Origin of the sequence: Streptomyces sp. NPDC018833 (assembly GCF_044390825.1) — a bacterium.
Lineage (GTDB): Bacteria > Actinomycetota > Actinomycetes > Streptomycetales > Streptomycetaceae > Streptomyces.
The window spans coordinates 114765-129876 of record NZ_JBIRZM010000006.1; the positions used below are offsets into that span (position 1 = coordinate 114765).

At 73.2% G+C, this 15112-nt stretch carries 13 protein-coding genes and 3 pseudogenes; 9 read left to right on the forward strand and 7 right to left on the reverse strand.

Features of this window, described 5'->3' with window-relative positions; all coding sequences use genetic code 11:
* Positions 1–133 precede the first annotated feature (133 nt).
* Together ACH5AF_RS14675 and ACH5AF_RS14680 are read left to right on the forward strand one after the other, a co-directional pair.
* Positions 134–871, forward strand: a complete 738-nt coding sequence (locus tag ACH5AF_RS14675) for an ABC transporter ATP-binding protein (protein ID WP_398902277.1) — start codon at positions 134–136, stop codon at positions 869–871.
* Positions 865–3320 (forward strand): annotated as a pseudogene (locus tag ACH5AF_RS14680) (ABC transporter permease). Before ACH5AF_RS14675 ends, ACH5AF_RS14680 begins: the two are co-directional and overlap by 7 nt.
* A gap of 125 nt (positions 3321–3445) precedes the next feature.
* Here ACH5AF_RS14680 and ACH5AF_RS14685 read toward each other — a convergent pair.
* Together ACH5AF_RS14685 and ACH5AF_RS14690 are read right to left on the reverse strand one after the other, a co-directional pair.
* Positions 3446–3772 (reverse strand): chorismate mutase, encoded by a 327-nt coding sequence (locus tag ACH5AF_RS14685; protein ID WP_398902021.1) that lies wholly within the window; start codon positions 3770–3772, stop codon positions 3446–3448.
* A 37-nt stretch (positions 3773–3809) separates the two neighbouring features.
* Positions 3810–4159: pseudogene (locus tag ACH5AF_RS14690) on the reverse strand (helix-turn-helix transcriptional regulator); the annotation flags it as partial.
* Between ACH5AF_RS14690 and ACH5AF_RS14695 the strand changes: the two are divergent.
* Positions 4126–4622: pseudogene (locus tag ACH5AF_RS14695) on the forward strand (beta-galactosidase); the annotation flags it as partial. The pseudogenes ACH5AF_RS14690 and ACH5AF_RS14695 sit on opposite strands and share 34 nt — an antisense overlap.
* A 199-nt stretch (positions 4623–4821) precedes the next feature.
* Here the strand turns inward: ACH5AF_RS14695 and ACH5AF_RS14700 are convergent.
* Positions 4822–5592, reverse strand: coding sequence for a S1 family peptidase (locus ACH5AF_RS14700; protein ID WP_398902022.1), 771 nt, complete (start codon positions 5590–5592; stop codon positions 4822–4824).
* Between the two features lie 221 nt (positions 5593–5813).
* Here ACH5AF_RS14700 and ACH5AF_RS14705 point away from each other — a divergent pair, with 221 nt between their 5' ends.
* Complete coding sequence (locus tag ACH5AF_RS14705) at positions 5814–6722, forward strand: hypothetical protein (protein ID WP_398902023.1); 909 nt, start codon at positions 5814–5816, stop codon at positions 6720–6722.
* Between the two features lie 23 nt (positions 6723–6745).
* Positions 6746–8413 carry an ankyrin repeat domain-containing protein gene (locus ACH5AF_RS14710; protein ID WP_398902024.1) on the forward strand — a complete coding sequence of 556 codons (1668 nt, stop codon included), beginning with the start codon at positions 6746–6748 and terminating at the stop codon, positions 8411–8413.
* A 212-nt stretch (positions 8414–8625) separates the two neighbouring features.
* On the opposite strand, the gene ACH5AF_RS14715 is transcribed toward ACH5AF_RS14710, so the two are convergent.
* The 4 genes from ACH5AF_RS14715 to ACH5AF_RS14730 form a co-directional block, all read right to left on the reverse strand.
* Positions 8626–9012 carry a barstar family protein gene (locus ACH5AF_RS14715; protein WP_398902025.1) on the reverse strand — a complete coding sequence of 129 codons (387 nt, stop codon included), beginning with the start codon at positions 9010–9012 and terminating at the stop codon, positions 8626–8628.
* Positions 9013–9051: 39 nt separating this feature from the next.
* Complete coding sequence (locus tag ACH5AF_RS14720) at positions 9052–9441, reverse strand: ribonuclease domain-containing protein (protein WP_398902026.1); 390 nt, start codon at positions 9439–9441, stop codon at positions 9052–9054.
* A gap of 137 nt (positions 9442–9578) precedes the next feature.
* On the reverse strand, positions 9579–10490 hold the full coding sequence (locus ACH5AF_RS14725; protein WP_398902027.1) for an SDR family oxidoreductase: 912 nt from the start codon (positions 10488–10490) through the stop codon (positions 9579–9581).
* Between the two features lie 66 nt (positions 10491–10556).
* On the reverse strand, positions 10557–11417 hold the full coding sequence (locus ACH5AF_RS14730) for an SDR family oxidoreductase (protein ID WP_398902028.1): 861 nt from the start codon (positions 11415–11417) through the stop codon (positions 10557–10559).
* A gap of 55 nt (positions 11418–11472) precedes the next feature.
* Here ACH5AF_RS14730 and ACH5AF_RS14735 point away from each other — a divergent pair, with 55 nt between their 5' ends.
* The 4 genes from ACH5AF_RS14735 to ACH5AF_RS14750 are packed head-to-tail and all read left to right on the forward strand — an operon-like array spanning position 11473 to position 14852.
* A complete protein-coding gene (locus tag ACH5AF_RS14735; RefSeq protein WP_398902029.1) occupies positions 11473–12252 on the forward strand; it encodes an enoyl-CoA hydratase family protein in 780 nt (259 codons plus the stop codon).
* Positions 12245–13093, forward strand: a complete 849-nt coding sequence (locus tag ACH5AF_RS14740) for a CoA transferase subunit A (protein ID WP_398902030.1) — start codon at positions 12245–12247, stop codon at positions 13091–13093. The genes ACH5AF_RS14735 and ACH5AF_RS14740 overlap by 8 nt, the downstream gene beginning before the upstream one ends.
* Entirely contained in the window at positions 13090–13806 is a 717-nt protein-coding gene (locus ACH5AF_RS14745) for a CoA-transferase subunit beta (RefSeq protein ID WP_398902031.1), read from the forward strand. Before ACH5AF_RS14740 ends, ACH5AF_RS14745 begins: the two co-directional genes overlap by 4 nt.
* A complete protein-coding gene (locus ACH5AF_RS14750; protein ID WP_398902032.1) occupies positions 13806–14852 on the forward strand; it encodes an NAD(P)H-dependent flavin oxidoreductase in 1047 nt (348 codons plus the stop codon). Before ACH5AF_RS14745 ends, ACH5AF_RS14750 begins: the two co-directional genes overlap by 1 nt.
* The last annotated feature ends 260 nt before the right edge of the window (positions 14853–15112 follow it).

The following is a 15112-nucleotide window of genomic DNA, read 5'->3' on the forward strand; positions in this document are numbered from 1 at the left end:
GTCCGTAACGGGGGTAGGCCTGGCCCTACCCCAGGTCTCGTTCCGGCCGTACTGCGTCACCAGGGGCATCCGCGGTTTCGTGGAGGCACCAACGAGCCAACGGGCGAAGGAGCAGGTGCTGGTGGGGGAACATATGAGCAACAACGCGATCCGATTGCGTTCCGTAACCCGGCGGTACGGCTCGGGCGGCACCTTCGTCACCGCCCTCGACCAGGTATCGCTGGCCTTCCCGAGGGGGACGTTCACCGCCGTGATGGGCCCGTCCGGGTCCGGCAAGTCGACCCTGTTGCAGTGCGCCGCGGGCCTGGACCGGCCCACGTCGGGCTCGGTCACCGTGGGCGACACGGAGCTGAGCAGGCTGAGCGAGACGAAGCTGACTTTGCTGCGCCGCGAGCGCATCGGCTTTGTGTTCCAGGCGTTCAACCTGCTGCCCTCGCTGACCGCCGAGCAGAACGTGGCCCTGCCGCTGCGGCTGGCCGGCCGCCGCCCGAAGAAGGCCCAAGTGCGCGAGGTGCTCCAACAGGTCGGACTCGGCGACCGGGCGCGGCACCGGCCGACGGAGATGTCCGGCGGTCAGCAGCAGCGGGTTGCCCTGGCCCGTGCCCTGATCACCCGCCCCGAAGTGCTGTTCGGCGATGAGCCGACCGGCGCGCTCGACTCGCAGACCAGCCGCGAGGTGCTGACCCTGCTGCGCGGCATGGTCGACCGGGACGGCCAGACGATCATCATGGTCACCCACGACCCCGTCGCCGCCTCCTACTCCGACCGCGTCGTCTTCCTCGTCGACGGCCGTGTCAACGGTGAGCTGATCGGCGCCTGTGCCGAGGACATCGCGGCGCGCATGACCAAGCTCGAGGCGGTGCCGTGCTGAGCACCGCGCCGCGCACCCTGCGCACCCGCTGGGTCACCTTCGTCGGCGGTTTCGTCGCCCTCTCCCTGGGCGTGGCGCTGATCGCCGTCATGGGGCTGGCCCTGGCGTCCTCGCTGGACGCACCCGACCGGGGGCCGGAGCGGTTCGCCGCCGCGCCGGTCGTCGTCAAGGGTCAGGACACCATCGAGGTGCCCACCTCGATCGGCGACCGCACCCAGAAGCTCGCGCAGCCGCGTGCCGTGCCCGACGACGCGGTCGCGAAGCTGCGGGACCTCGGGATGATCGTCGAGGACCGGTCGTTCGCCGTGCGAGCCGAGGGCGGGCCCGCCGATCTGGTGGGCCACCCCTGGTCCACCGCAGCCTTCGCGCCGTACGAGCTCGACGCGGGACGCACGCCCGAGGCCGCCGACGAGGTCGTCGTCAGCGGCGACTGGGCCCGTCCGGGCAGCCGGGTGCGGACCGACGGCGGCACCGTGCGCGTCGTCGGCACCGTGGCCCGGCTGGGCTTCGAGAACGCCGTGTTCTACACCGACACCCGCGCCGCCGCACTGTCGCCGCGCAGGCTCCAGCTCGTGGTCGACGCCGATGCGGCGGCCGTGCGCGAGGCGGTGCGCGGCAGCGAGGGCGTCCAGGTCCTCACCGGGGACGCACGCCGGTACGCCGACGCCGACCCCGACCGGGACAGCGAGGCCCTCACCGCGATGAACGCCATGTTCGGCACGGCCGGCGGCGTCACCGGGTTCGTGTCAGTGTTCGTGGTGGCCTCGACCTTCGCGTTCGCGGTGGCCCAGCGGCGCCGCGAGTTCGGGCTGCTGCGCACCGCCGGGGCGACCCCCGGGCAGATCCGCCGCATGGTCGTCTGCGAGGCGCTCGCGGTCGGTGTGCTCGCCTCGGCCGCCGGCTGTGCACTCGGTTCCCACGGGGCTCCGAAGCTCGCCGAGTGGGCGGTCGACGAGGGCCTCGCGCCCCGCTGGTTCACCATCGGCGACTACACCTGGCCCTACCACATGGCGTTCTGGACGGGCCTGTTCGTGGCCCTGTGCGGCGTGCTGGCCGCGTCCTGGCGGGCGGGGTGCACCGGTCCCGCCGAGGCGCTGCGCGAGGCGTCCGTGGACACCCGGACGATGACATGGGGCCGCCGGCTGTTCGGCGCGGCCCTGCTGATCACCGCCGTGGTGACGCCGGCCCTGGCCCTGGTGATGAACCCGGGCGACCTGCTGCAGCGCAAGACCTATGTGAGCCGGCCGATGCTGCTGATCACCGCGGTCGCCCTGCTCGCGCCGGTGCTGGTGCGGCCACTGGCCCGGCTGATCGCCTGGCTGCCGGCCCAACTGCCGGGTGCCGGCGGGATGCTGGTGCGGGAGAACGCCACCGCCGGGGTGCGCCGAACCGCCGCCGTCGCGGCGCCCGTGCTGGTCACGGTGGCGCTGGCGGGCTCATTGCTGGGCGCCACCGCGACCCTCGATGAGGCGAAGGCCACCGAGGTGCGCGAGCAGACGGCCGCCGACTTCGTGGTCACTCCGGCGGTCGGTGCCGGCTTCGACGATGGGACGCTGCGGCGGCTTCAGGCCGTGTCCGGTGCCGAGGTCTCGGCGAGCTCGTCGAGCGCCGTGTACGTCCTGGAGGAGGGCGTGGCGCTCATCAGGTCCGATGCCAGGGCTGTCGAGCCGGAACCGCTCGCGGCGACAGCTCGTCTCCCTCTCGCCGCAGGGAAGGTGACCGACCTGGACGACGACTCGATCATCGTCAACGAGGAGTGGGAGAAGCACACCGTGGGCGAGCGGGTGGACGTGTGGCTCGGCGACGGAACGAGGAGTCACTGAAGATCGCCGCGGTCATGACTGTCGGCACCGGCAACAACGGCGTTTACGTCACCGCGCGCAACGCCCCCGCGGCGCCCGTCGACCGGGTCGAGGTACGCCTCGCGGACGGTGCCGACACGGGCACCGTGGCCGCAGGTCTGCGTCAGGCGGTGCGGGCGTCGGGCGGGGAGGTCCTCACCAGGGACGCCTGGGTGCGCGCGACGTACCCCGAAACCAACAGGACGACCCGGATGGGCTTCTTCCTGGTCCTCGGGATCGCCCTCCTCTACACCGGCATCTCGCTGGCCAACACGATGGTCATGGCGACCTCCGACCGGGTCCGCGAACTGGCTGTGCTGCGTCTGGCCGGCGCCACCAGGTGGCAGGTGCTGCGGCTGGTGGGCGCCGAGGCGCTGGTGGTGGTCATGGTCGGCGGGCTGCTGGGAGCGCTGGTCGCCGGGCTCAACCTGGTGGGCCTCTGGAGCGCGCTGGGCCTGCTCTCGGTGCGGACGTCCATCGAGATCCCGTGGGCGACGCTCGCGGCGGCTGTGGGCGCCTGCGCGGTGCTCGCCGTGATCTCGGCGGTCGCTCCGGCCGGCCTCTCCTCGCGCCGCAGGGCGGTGGAGCTGGCGGGCGTACGCGAGTGACCGCTGACCCGGCACCGGCCTGCCCGATGTGGCCTCCTGAGTCGCGAGGCGTGTGGTGAGGTCCTCGATCTCGCGTTCGAGCCGCGCCACCTGGGCCGCACGGCGTGCGCGGGCAGGGCCCGGCCCTACTCCTCGTTCGCCGGCGGGGGTCCGCTTGCGATGGTCTCGTGGTGGCGGATCACCTCGGCGATGATGAAGTTGAGCAGTTTCTCGGCGAACGCGGGGTCCAGGTTCGCGCTCTCCGCGAGCTGGCGCAGCCGCTCGATCTGGCGGGCCTCGCGAGCCGGGTCGGCGGGCGGCAGGTGGTGCTCGGCCTTGAGGTGGCCGACCTGCTGGGTGCACTTGAAGCGTTCGGCGAGCATGTGCACGACCGCTGCGTCGATGTTGTCGATGCTCTCGCGCAGGCGGGTCAGTTCGGCGCGCACGTTCTCGTCGATGTCCTTCGTGGTCATGGTCATGGAGCTTACGTCCAGCTACCGATGACGGTCGGGGGTGTTCAGGGTCCGGGACGCGGTCGCTCCAGCCGCCGGGGACGTTGCGTCCCTGCTGCTCGGGGAAGCGGGCGGGCGCGAGGCCGACCTGGCGGGTGAAGAGCCGGGAGAAGTAGGCCGGGTCCTCGTAGCCGAACCGCCGGGACACGGCCGCCACGGGCAGGTCGGTGGTCGCGAGGAGTTCCTTGGCGTGGCCCAGCCGGATGCCGAGGAGGTGGTCTTGGGGCTGCCTCCGGCACCGCGGCGCACGGCCGTGCGCAGTTCGGCGGGGGTCATGCCGTGCCGGGCCGCATGCTCGGCGACGGACAGGGGCTGGGCGGCGTCGCGGGCGAGAAGAGGAGGAAGCGGCCCTCTCCGAGCGGGTGCCGGGGCCGGCCGCCGTGGAGCTGTGGGTGGAGTCGCTGGGCCGGGTGAACTACGGGCCGCGACCGGCGAGCCGAAGGGCATCACGGGCGGGGTCCTGCACGAGCGGCAGTATCTGCACGGGGTACGGGCGCGGGGGCTGCGGCTGGACGCCTTCGAGGTGGCCGCGGTCGACCGGCTGCCGTGGCGGGATGCGCCCGGTGAGGGGGCCCGAGGACTGTTCCGGGGTGTCGCCGAGGTGGCGTCGCCGGGGGACGCCTGGCTCGAACTGCCCGGCTGGACGCGCGGTTTCGTGTGGGTCAACGGGTTCGGCCTGGGCCGGTACTGGTCGAAGGGTCCGCAGCAGGCGCTGTACGTGCCCGGCCCCGTGCTGCGCGCGGGTGGGAACGACGTGTGGGTGCTGGAGCTGGAGGGCTGTGCGGCGGACCGTGAGGTGCTGCTGCGCTGACGGCAGGCGGCCCTGTCGGCGGCGTGCGACAGGAGGGGTGCGGATGCGGCGGCGCGTGGCGGGGGTGCGCGGAAGTAGGGCGGGGCACACCGGGAGGCGCGCGGATGCGGTGCGGCGGCGCGCGGCGTGGCGGGGGTCGCGGAAGGGGGGCGGGCCCGTCGGCCCGACCCTCCCGGTGTGCTGACTGCCGCCGCCAGGGCTACAGCGTGGCGGCCGCGGACTTGATCGCGGTGGCGAACGTCGAGACCTCGGTGTAGACACCGGGGTAGTCCGCCCTGGCGCAGCCGTAGCCCCAGCTCACGATGCCGACCTGAATCCAGGCACCCGCGTTGTCCCGGCGGAACATGGGTCCGCCGGAGTCGCCCTGGCAGGTGTCGACGCCGCCCTGGTTGTAGCCGGCGCAGATCTCCTCACCCGCTATGAGTTCGTCGTACGCCTGCCCGCAGCTGGCGTCGGAGACGAACGGAACCTGTGCCTTGAGCAGGTAGCGCTGCTGCGGGCCGCCCTCGCGGGCCGCGCCCCAGCCGGCGACGGTGAACGTGCCGCTGTTGTACGCCGTCGTCTCGGCGATCTTCAGCGTGGGCAGGTTGATCGGCTGGGCAAGCTTGATCAGCGCCCAGTCCTTGCCGGAGCCGTTGTAGCCGGGGGCCTGGAGGACCTTGGTGGAGCGGACCTTGATGGCGCTGGGGCTCTGCAGGTCCACGACTCCGGCGGTCGCGGTGATGCTGGTGTTGTTGCCGGAGCCGCTCACACAGTGGGCGGCGGTCAGAACGATGTCCTTGGTGTAGAGCGCGCCGCCGCAGCCCATGGAGAGCCGGACCATGAACGGGAACTCGCCCTGGGCGGCGCGGGTGCCGCCGACGACGGGCGGGGCGGCGGCCGAGGCGGAGCTGGGCTGGAGGCTGATCGCGGCGAGCACGACGGCCCCGGCCACGGCGCATCTCTTGAGCACACGCAGAAGCTGCTTCAACGGACTGCCTTTCGTGGGGGGTTGAGAGTGCGCCTCGTTCGCACGCATGCGGCAGTACGGATAATGACATGCGCCCGACAAAGACGTGTGCCGGATTATCCGCACCGGATCAGCGGCCCCACAAGAAGCGTGTTTCGGCCATGTGCGAGGGCGCGGGCCGGCCTGGTCCCGAGGCCCTTCCCCAGCCCGGCCGTAGAGTTGAAAGCGGCCGACTGTCGTGTATGGGGGTACGGGACGTGGCGAACGGCAGCGAGGTGGTGCACGGGTTCCCGCACCTGGACACCGTGCGGTCGGCGGTCACCGCCCTGTACCGCCGGCTCTCGCCCGAGGGCGTGCACTCCTACGCCCCGAGCGTGCTGCCCGCCGACGTGGCCTTCGACGACCAGGACGATCTGCACCTGGGCGCCCAGCGGGTCGCCGGCGCTCTGGTCCGGCATCTGCGGCTGCCCAACGCGCGCATGATCGTGAGCTTCCGCGAGATGGAACACGCCGCGAGCGTCGAACTGGCCGCGGGCCCCGAGTACTTCATCGAGCTGAACGACCGCTTCCGCACGCACCGGCGCGACATCGGCGCCGCTCTCGCCCACGAGATCACCCATGTGCTGCTGCACCGGCTCGGGCTCTCCTTCCCCGGCCGGCGCGACAACGAGATCCTCACCGACACGGTGACCACCTATCTCGGGGCGGGCTGGCTGCTGCTGGACGCGTTCCGCGAGGACGGCATGTCCAGCCAGAAGCTGGGCTATCTCACCCCGGAGGAATTCGGCTACGTGCTCGCCGGGCGGGCCCTGACCTTCGGCGAGGACCCCTCGCCGTGGTTCACCAGCGCCGAGGGCTATTCCGCGTACACCGCCGGGCGCGCACAGGCGCTGCGTGACGCCCGGCGCCCTCCGCTCACCACCGCGGGCCGCCTCGCCCGCCACCGCTACGCCAAGGACCGCCGCCACGCGCTGGAGGATCCCGCGCGGCAGCACGCGGGCCAGGGCGCGTACGTCTTCGAGCCCGGCCCGGGCGGGATGCGGGTGTCCTTTCCGTGCACCACCTGCCACCAGCGCATCCGGGTGCCCGTCCGGGGCCGGGTGCGCGCCCGGTGCGGGCTGTGCCGGACGATTCTCGAATGCGACACCTGACACCGTCTCCGTAGGGTCGTGCCATGGACGACAGTCACGTGGACGAGGGCCGCACGGACCAGGGCACGGCGGACGGGGAGCGGGCGGACGCGCGCGGCTTGTTCGCAGCCGTGTACGAGGGCGACGACGACTCGGTGGTGCGGCTGCTGCGCGCGGGCGTTCCGGCCGACACCGTGGACGAGGACGGGCAGACGCCGCTGTACCTGGCGGCCGTGGAGGGCGAGACGGGCATCGTACGGCTGCTGCTGGCAGCGGGCGCCGATCCCGACCGGGCCTGCGGGCCGGAGAACGACGACCTGCCGCTGTGCGGGGCGGCCGTCGGTGGCCACACCGGAGTCGTACGCGCCCTGCTCACCGCGGGCGCCACGCCCGACCGACGGGAACTGCTCGGCTTCACCGCGCTGACCTGGGCGGTGGGCCAAGGGCACGCGGAGACGGCGGAGGCGCTGCTGGAGCACGGAGCCGACCCGGACCTGACCTGTCCGAGCGGCGAGCCCCCTTTGGTGGTCGCGGCCCGGCGCGGGTCCCCGTCGACCGTGCGTGCGCTGCTGCGACACGGCGCGAGCGCCCGGGCCAAGGCGCTGGAGGAGGCCCGCCGCTGGCTGACGCTGGATGTGGAGCAGCAGCTGCGCAAGAGTCTGCTGTCGCACGAGCCGGGGGCGGAGACCGTCTCGCGGCGGGTGGCGGAGGACGGCGGGGAGACGGTCGTCGTGGAGGTGCTGCGCGAGGGCGTACCGGCGGCGGGCAACGAACAGCAGACCGGGCATGGGGCCATCGCCACGCTCCTGGAGGAGGACCTCGGCATCCGCACCCCGTACGCGACCCTGGCGGAACGGGCCCTGCGCGAGGGCGACCCGGACCGGGACGACTGGATCGAGTCGGTGACGGTGCTGTGGCGGCGCGGCGACGAGGAGACGTTCCAGGCCGCGGCCGCGTGGTGCGCGAGCGACGATCCGCTGCACCAGGCGTTCGCGGCGGACATCCTGGGGCAGTTGGGATTCACCTACGGCGGCGCGGCAGGCAGCCGCACGGCGGACGGCGACACGGCGGACGGCCGCGCGGCGAATGGAGGCGCGGAGCTTCCCGCGCGGGACGGGGACGTACGAGGTGACGCGAGTCCACGGGACGCCGACAGGATCGTGCGGCCGTTCGCGGCGCGGGCGCTGCCCCTGCTGCGCGAGCTGTCCCGGGAGGCGCGCGATGCCGAGCTGATCCAGGCGGCGGTCACGGCGCTCGGCCACCACGCGGACCCCTCGGCCCTGAACGACGTCCTGCGGCACGCCGGGCACCAGGACGCGGCGGTCCGTCACCGGGTGGCACTCGCGCTGTGCGGCCTGGTCCCCGGCGACCACGCCGAGGCGATCGCCGCCCTGATCACGCTCAGCCGGGACCCGGCCGACGCGGTCAGGGACTGGTCCACGACGGCGCTGGCCGAACTGGACGCCGACACCCCGGAGATCCGTGAGGCGCTGGCGGCCCGGCTCGACGATCCCGACGCGGACACCGCCGCGGAGGCGGCACGCGGACTGGCGATCCGTCAGGATCCACGTTCTGTGGCTGCGTTGGTGCGCCTCCTCGCCGACGGGGACTCCGCGAGCCCGGCGCACGGTACGGCGACAGACGCGGTACGGCACATCAGGGACGACCGGCTGAGGCGGCGCCTGGAGGCGACGGTGCCGCGACGGCCCTAGCGGCCTGCCCGGGAGCGGGACCACGACGGACCCGGCGGCCTGCCTGGGAGCAAGACCACGCAAGACCCGGCGGCTTACCCCAAGCACGACCACGACGGACCCGGCGGCCTGCCCGAAGCACGACCTCCGGCGCCGCCGAGCCGCGCACGGACCCGACGGCCTGAGCGCTCAGCGGACCCGGGCCCCGCGGACCGGCCCCCGGGGCTGAGGGCTCACAGGAGTCTGAGTTTGCCCGGTGCCGCTTCCTCGAAGACCGTCACCAACCAGTCGAAGACGGTGGGGCCCTGTCCGGCGCGGGCGCGCGCGAGCCGGGCGAGGATCTCGGCACGGCTGTCGGGGCCCGCGCGCCGGGCGCGCAGGCCCAGCTGCCGTACGGTCTCCTCCCGGCCGAGAGCGCGGCGCGAGAGTTCGTGGTCGCGCCATTCGACGACGAAGTCGCCGTCGTCGGGGGTGCCCATGCCGCCGTGGAGGCAGTCCGCGAGGGCGTCGAGGTTGCGGCCGAAGTATCCGCCTGGTCCGTTGACGGCTTCGCCGATCACCGTCCAGAAGCTGTCCAGGTCGGTGACCTCCGCCCCGTCGATCACATAGGTGGTCGTCACGGAGCGGAGGATACCGGTCGCGGGCTGCCGTTCAGCGGGTCAGCAGCCGTGGTCGACGAGGTCGAACGACTCGTAGTGGTCGGCGGTGTAGTAGTCCTCCTGCTCCGTCTCTCCGGTGACGATCCGCCGTGCGCCGCGTGTGGGGGAGCCCGGCGTGACGACGGTGTACTCGTGGTAGTAGCCGGTCGACTGCGACGGCAGGATGCCCTCGCGGTTCTGGAAGACGGTGCCGTCCTGTTCGTAGGGGAACGGCCCGCCCTGCTCGATCAGGTCGAGCGTGTCGTGCGCCTGTGGGGGCAGGTCGGAGTAGCAGATGTCACCGACCGCTGTGGGGGCGGCGGGGGCGGCGGCGGCCTGGCCACCGAGGAGAAGGGCGGAGACGAGGGCGGCGACACCGCCGGCGGCAGCTATTCGTGGGGGGATTCGCATGGCAACCATTGATGCGCGTAGACCATGCCGCGTCAACGCCAACCCAGGCGAATTTCCCGGGAGTTCACTGCTCGCGGAGCGCCGGGCCGCAGGTCTTCACCTGTCGTCCGCAACTCGGTCGCCGACCGGGCACAACGTCACCGTGCGCCGTACACCGGTCCCGGCTCCGCCGCCTGCGCGAGCAGCTCGCGTACGGCTCCGCCCGCCTCGGCCGGTGTCCACCGGGCACCCCGGTCTGCGGTGGGGCCCGGTCGCCAGCCGTCCATGACGGTGATGCGCCCCGCTTCCGCCTCGAAGACGCGGCCGGTCACTCCGGCGCAGCCGGCGGAGCCGAGCCAGACCACGAGCGGTGAGACGTTCCCCGGCGCCATCGCGTCGAAACCGCCGTGCTCGGGGGCCGCCATCGTGCCGCCGAAGGTGTGCTCGGTCATCCGGGTGCGGGCGGCCGGGGCGATGGCGTTGACCTGGATGCCGTACCGCCCCATCTCGGCCGCCGCGACCAGGGTGAGCGCGAGGATCCCGGCCTTGGCCGCCGCGTAGTTGCCCTGGCCGACGCTGCCGAGCAGCCCGGCCCCGGAACTGGTGTTGACCACCCTGGCCACCGGCTCTCGCCCCGCCTTCGCCTCGGCCCGCCAGTGCGCCGCCGCGTGCTTGAGCGGCAGGAAGTGGCCCTTGAGGTGGACGCGCACGACTGCGTCCCAGTCGTCCTCGTCCAGGTTGACGAGCATCCGGTCGCGCAGGAACCCGGCGTTGTTGACCAGGGTGTCCAGCCGGCCGAAGGCGTCGACGGCGGCGGCGATCAGGGACGCCGCGCCGTCGGTGGTCGCGATGTCGCCCGCGTGCGCGATCGCCGTGCCGCCGGCCGCGGCGATCTCCTCGACGACCGCGCGGGCCGGATCGGCGCAGCCGCCCGCCCCGTGGAGCGAGACGCCGAGGTCGTTGACGACGACCTTCGCCCCGTGGGCGGCGAAGGCCAGCGCATGGGCACGGCCGAGGCCGCGCCCGGCTCCGGTCACGATCACCACACGTCCGTCGCACATGCCTGTCATGGCTTCTCTCCTCCCCGGTCGTCGCCGTCATCGGCTACTCCTGGTCCGCCTTGCCCCGTCCACGTGTCATGCGCCGTCGCGCCGCCGTCGGCGGGCCTCTTCCTCCGCGGATCCGCCTGGCAGGTCCACGGGTCCGCCCGGTTCCTCCGCGGAACCGCCCGGCAGATCCGCGGGTCCGCCCGGCAGATCCGCCCTGGACGCGTCGAGGAAGGCGGGCCGCTCGCCGCCGCCGTGCACGAGGAGGGACGCCCCGCTGATGTACGCGGCGCGCGGGGAGGCGAGGAAGACGGCCGCGTCGCCGGCGTCGGAGGGTTCGGCGAGCCGGCCCAGCGGCACGGTGCGGCCGACGGCGCCGATGCCGGCCTGGTCCCCGTAGTGCAGGGCGGACAGCTCGGTGCGGACCATGCCGAGCACCAGCGTGTTCACCCTGACCCGGGGCGCCCATTCGACGGCCATCGACCGCGCCAGGCTCTCCAGACCGGCTTTGGCGGCGCCGTACGCGGCGGAGCCCGGCGAAGGGCGCGTCCCGCTCACGCTGCCGATCATGACGATCGACCCGCGGGAGGCGTCCAGGTGCGGGCGGGCGGCGAGCGAGGCGGTCAGCGGTGCGACGAGATTGAGCTCGATCACGCGCGCGTGCCGCTCCGGGCCGGCCTCCCGGAGCAGCCGGTGCGGCGTGCCGCCCGCGTTGTTGACGAGGGTGTCCAGCCGTCCGTACCGCGAGGCGACGGTGGCGAAGAACTCCCCCACGGCTGCCGCGTCCCGTACGTCCAGTCCGATGAACTCCACGCCGGGCAACGGCACTTCGGGCGGTCGGCGGGCGCACGCGACGACGGTGGCACCCGCCCGCGCGAACGCGCCCGCGATGCCCGCACCGACACCGCGCGTGCCGCCGGTGACGACGGCGACCCTCCCGTCCAGCTCCATCGACTGCTACCTTTCTCACCTAACAAACGTTTGGTGGAAGGTAGATGATCCGCTCATGACTGTCTCCACCGCAAGCCCGCGGACGGGCATTCGCGTCGTCACCGTCGACTTCCCGCCCGTCAACGCCCTTCCCGTACAGGGCTGGTACGACCTCGCCGACGCGGTGTGCGCCGCTGGGCGCGACCCGGACGTCCGCTGTGTGCTCCTCGCCGCCGAGGGCCGCGGATTCAACGCGGGCGTGGACATCAAGGAGTTGCAGCGGGACAACGGCCACCGGGTCCTGCTGGACGTCAACCGCGGCTGCGCGGAGGCGTTCGCCGCCGTCCACGAGTGCGAGGTGCCCGTCGTCGCCGCCGTCCACGGTTTCTGCCTGGGCGGCGGCATCGGCCTCGTCGGCAACGCGGACGCGATCGTCGCCTCGCAGGACGCCGTCTTCGGACTGCCCGAACTGGACCGCGGCGCGCTCGGCGCGGCCACCCACCTGGCGCGGCTGGTGCCCTGGCATCTGATGCGCGCCCTGTACTACACCTCGCGGACCGCGACCGCCGCCGAACTGCAGGCACACGGCTCGGTGTGGCGGACCGTCCCGCGCGGCGACCTCCTCTCCGCGGCCCTGGAGCTGGCGCAGGAGATCGCCCGGAAGGACGGGACGCTGCTGCGTCTCGCGAAGGCCGCGATCAACGGCATCGACCCCGTCGACGTACGCCGCAGCTACCGCTTCGAGCAGGGCTTCACCTTCGAGGCGGAGCTGAGCGGTGCGGGCGGGCGCGTGCGCGGCAGGTTCGGCGGCGACCACGGCCTGGCGGACGCCCGCGAGGAGGCGCGGCATGAGTGACAAGACCATGACCGCCGACGAGGCGGTGTCGAGGCTGCGCAGCGGGATGACGGTCGGCATCGGCGGATGGGGCTCGCGCCGCAAGCCGATGGCCCTGGTGCGTGCGCTGCTCCGGTCCCGGATCACCGATCTCACCGTGGTCTCGTACGGCGGCCCCGACGTGGGCCTCCTCGCCGCCACCGGACGCATCCGCCGCCTGGTGACCCCCTTCGTCACCCTGGACTCCGTACCGCTGGAACCGCACTACCGGGCGGCGCGCGAGCGCGGGGCGTTCGAGCTGACGGAACTCGACGAGGCCATGTTCATGTGGGGCCTGCACGCCGCCGCCAACCGGCTGCCCTTCCTGCCGGTCCGGGCCGGGCTCGGCTCCGACGTGATGACGGTCAATCCGGGGCTGCGCACGGTCACCTCGCCGTACGACGACGGGGAGACGTTCGTCGCCGCGCCCGCGCTGCGCATGGACGCGGCGCTGGTCCACCTGAACCGCTGCGACCGGCTGGGCAACGGCCAGTACCTCGGCCCCGACCCGTACTTCGACGATCTGTTCTGCGAGGCCGCCGACACCGCGTACGTCTCCTGCGAGCGGCTCGTCGGGACCGCCGAGTTGAGCAAGGGCGCCGTGCCGCAGACGCTGCTGGTCGCCCGGCACTCGGTCACCGGGGTCGTCGAGGCGCCGAACGGCGCACACTTCACCTCCTGTGCCCCCGACCACGCCAGGGACGAGGAGTTCCAGCGGATGTACGCGACGACGCCCTGGGCCGACTTCTCGGCGCGTTTCCTGTCCGGGGACGAGCGCGCCTACCGGTCGGCCGTCCGGGCCTGGCACGAGGAGCGGACATGAGCGTCACCAGGGCCGAGCACTGTGTGATCGCCTGTGCCGAGGCGTGGCGCGGCGCGGGCGAGGTGCTGGCGAGCCCGATGGGCCCGATCCCTTCACTCGGGGCGCGTCTGGCCAGGCTCACCTTCTCCCCCGAACTGCTGCTGACCGACGGCGAGGCGATGCTCCTCGCCCCGGACGGCACGGTGGAGGGCTGGCTGCCGTACCGCAGGCATCTCGCCCTGGTCACCGGCGGGAAGCGGCACGTGATGATGGGCGCGAGCCAGCTCGACCGCTACGGCAACCAGAACATCTCCTGCGTCGGAGACTGGCGAAGGCCCCGCCGGCAGCTCCTGGGGGTGCGCGGCGCACCGGTCAACACCCTCAACCATCCCACCAGTTACTGGATCCCCCGGCACTCGGCGCGGGTCTTCGTCGAGCGGGTCGACATGGTGTGCGGCGTGGGGTACGACCGGGCGGCCGGGGCGCGCTTCCACCGGGTCGAGCGGGTCGTGAGCAATCTGGGCGTCTTCGACTTCGCCACCCCCGACCACTCGATGCGGCTGGTATCGCTGCACCCCGGGGTGACGGTCGACGAGGTCCTCGAAGCGACGGGCTTCCCGCCGGCGATCCCCGATGAGGTGCTCTTCACCCGCGACCCCTCCGCCGACGAGCTGCGGCTGATCCGTGGGGTCCTCGACCCGGACGGCGTACGCGAGCGGGAGGTGCGGTCCTGATGGAGACCGCGCTCACCCGGCTGACCGGAGTGCGTCACCCCGTCGTCCAGACCGGCATGGGCTGGGTCGCGGGCCCGCGACTGGTCACGGCGACGGCGCGCGCCGGAGCACTGGGCGTCCTCGCCTCGGCGACCATGACGACGGACGAGCTGCGGGCCGCCGTACGCGAGGTGAGGTCCCGCACGGACGCGCCGTTCGGCGTCAACCTTCGCGCCGACGCGGCGGACGCGGGCGAGCGGGTCAGGATCATCGTCGAGGAGGGCGTACGGGTCGCGTCGTTCGCGCTGGCCCCGTCCCGGGAGCTGATCGCCGAACTCAAGGAGGCGGGCGTGGTGGTGATGCCGAGCGTCGGGGCGCGGCGGCACGCCGAGAAGGTGGCGGCGTGGGGCGCGGACGCGGTGATCGTGCAAGGGTGCGAGGGCGGCGGGCACACCGGGGGCGTGGCGACGAGCGTGCTCCTCCCCCAGGTCGTGGACGCGGTCGACATCCCCGTCGTCGCCGCTGGCGGGTTCCACGACGGGCGCGGACTGGTCGCGGCGCTCGCGTACGGCGCGTCGGGCGTCGCCATGGGCACCCGCTTCCTGCTGACGTCCGACTCGACGGTCCCGGACGAGGTCAAGGCGCGCTACCTGGCGGCGCGCGTCGAGGACGTGACGGTGACGAGGGCGGTCGACGGGCTGCCGCACCGGATGCTCCGCACCGACCTGGTCGCCTCGCTGGAGGGCGCGGGTCGCATGATGTCCCTGGCACGGGCCCTGCGCAGGGCGTCCGCGTTCCGCCGGCTGTCAGGCGTGACCTGGCGCCGGATGATCGGTGAGGGCCTGGCGATGAGGCGCGGCAGGGACCTGAGCTGGCCTCAGGTTCTGCTCGCGGCCAACACCCCCATGCTGCTGCGCGCCTCGATGGTCGAGGGCCGCACGGACCTCGGCGTCATGGCGTCGGGCCAGGTGGCGGGCGTGATCGACGACCTGCCGAGCTGCGAGGAACTGATCGGCCGCGTGATGCGTGAGGCCTCGGAGATCCTGGCGGGGCTGCCGCGGCCGTGACGGGGAACGGGGAGGGCGGGGCGCCGGGGGGTGCCCCCAGGGCCTGGCCACGAACGCGGTACGCCGGCGGTGGGGCCGCGTCCGCTGGAGCAACCGGACCGCGGTTGCGGCACGACAGGTCTGCCTGGCCGACGGCACGTTGGGACCGCCGGGCCGCAGCGGTCGTTCGGGCAAGCGGGTCGGGAGCGTACGGGGAGACCCCCGAAGTCCTCCACGCATCGTCTTGGAGAGATGCCGGACAGCTCGCCGGCCCGACGCCA

Coding starts and splice junctions, on each gene's coding strand:
- ACH5AF_RS14675 (WP_398902277.1), top strand. CDS start 134: ATGAGCAACAACGCGATCCGATTGCGTTCCGTAACCCGGCGGTACGGC.
- ACH5AF_RS14685 (WP_398902021.1), bottom strand. CDS start 3,772: ATGACCACGAAGGACATCGACGAGAACGTGCGCGCCGAACTGACCCGC.
- ACH5AF_RS14705 (WP_398902023.1), top strand. CDS start 5,814: ATGGGGGTACGGGACGTGGCGAACGGCAGCGAGGTGGTGCACGGGTTC.
- ACH5AF_RS14710 (WP_398902024.1), top strand. CDS start 6,746: ATGGACGACAGTCACGTGGACGAGGGCCGCACGGACCAGGGCACGGCG.
- ACH5AF_RS14720 (WP_398902026.1), bottom strand. CDS start 9,441: ATGCGAATCCCCCCACGAATAGCTGCCGCCGGCGGTGTCGCCGCCCTC.
- ACH5AF_RS14725 (WP_398902027.1), bottom strand. CDS start 10,490: ATGACAGGCATGTGCGACGGACGTGTGGTGATCGTGACCGGAGCCGGG.
- ACH5AF_RS14730 (WP_398902028.1), bottom strand. CDS start 11,417: ATGGAGCTGGACGGGAGGGTCGCCGTCGTCACCGGCGGCACGCGCGGT.
- ACH5AF_RS14735 (WP_398902029.1), top strand. CDS start 11,473: ATGACTGTCTCCACCGCAAGCCCGCGGACGGGCATTCGCGTCGTCACC.
- ACH5AF_RS14740 (WP_398902030.1), top strand. CDS start 12,245: ATGAGTGACAAGACCATGACCGCCGACGAGGCGGTGTCGAGGCTGCGC.
- ACH5AF_RS14745 (WP_398902031.1), top strand. CDS start 13,090: ATGAGCGTCACCAGGGCCGAGCACTGTGTGATCGCCTGTGCCGAGGCG.
- ACH5AF_RS14750 (WP_398902032.1), top strand. CDS start 13,806: ATGGAGACCGCGCTCACCCGGCTGACCGGAGTGCGTCACCCCGTCGTC.